This window comes from Vibrio sp. 1401 (assembly GCF_033340295.1).
In genome coordinates, this window is sequence record NZ_JAWOWF010000331.1 from 1 (window position 1) to 725 (window position 725).

Genomic DNA, 725 nt, shown 5'->3' on the forward strand with positions numbered 1-725 from the left:
CGATGGCATGACCCAAGCAAACATGGATTTCACGGCCGACGTTTGTTATGCCGCGATGATGCACCTGACTGAAGCAATCAAAGACGGCAAACCTGCTGGATTGAAAGAGCTGGGCGATTGGGAAACCATCTATCAAGGGTTGTCGACATTACCTGAGCAAGCTAAGCAGAGCTGGTTTAAGTTTGATCACTTCTATTCGGATCGTTCTTTCCCATTGCTGCTTAAAGAAGTGTTTGCCAATGAGCCAAAACATATTGTCGATATCGGTGGCAATACGGGTAAATGGGCAATGCAGTGCTGCAACTACGATAAAGATGTGCATGTGACCATTGTTGATTTGCCGCAGCAATTGGAAGTCGCGATGTCGAACGTGGCAGAGAATCAGCTCAGCGAGCGCGTGCATCCGTATCCTGCCAATATGCTTGATAAAGCCCAAACATTGCCTGATCATGCCGATATTTGGTGGATGAGCCAGTTCTTAGATTGTTTCTCTCCAATTGAAATTTTAAATATTTTGAAGAAAGTGAAGGCGCAGTTGAGCGCGGGCGATACCGTTTACGTTCTCGAACTGTTTTGGGATGCGCAGAAATACGCGGGCGCGTCATACAGCTTAAATGCTACCTCGCTTTACTTTACCTGCCTAGCCAATGGTAATAGCCGTTTCTACCGTAGTGATGATTTCCTAGAAATTGTTGAAGCAGCAGGTCTCTCTGTTGTGGAAAGAA

Annotated in this window: 1 protein-coding gene; it reads left to right on the forward strand. The window is 46.2% G+C overall.

All coding sequences use genetic code 11. The features are described from left to right. Window positions 1-725, forward strand: a 725-nt coding sequence (locus R7Z77_RS25445; RefSeq protein ID WP_318137060.1) for a methyltransferase, incomplete at both ends; no start/stop codon positions are given.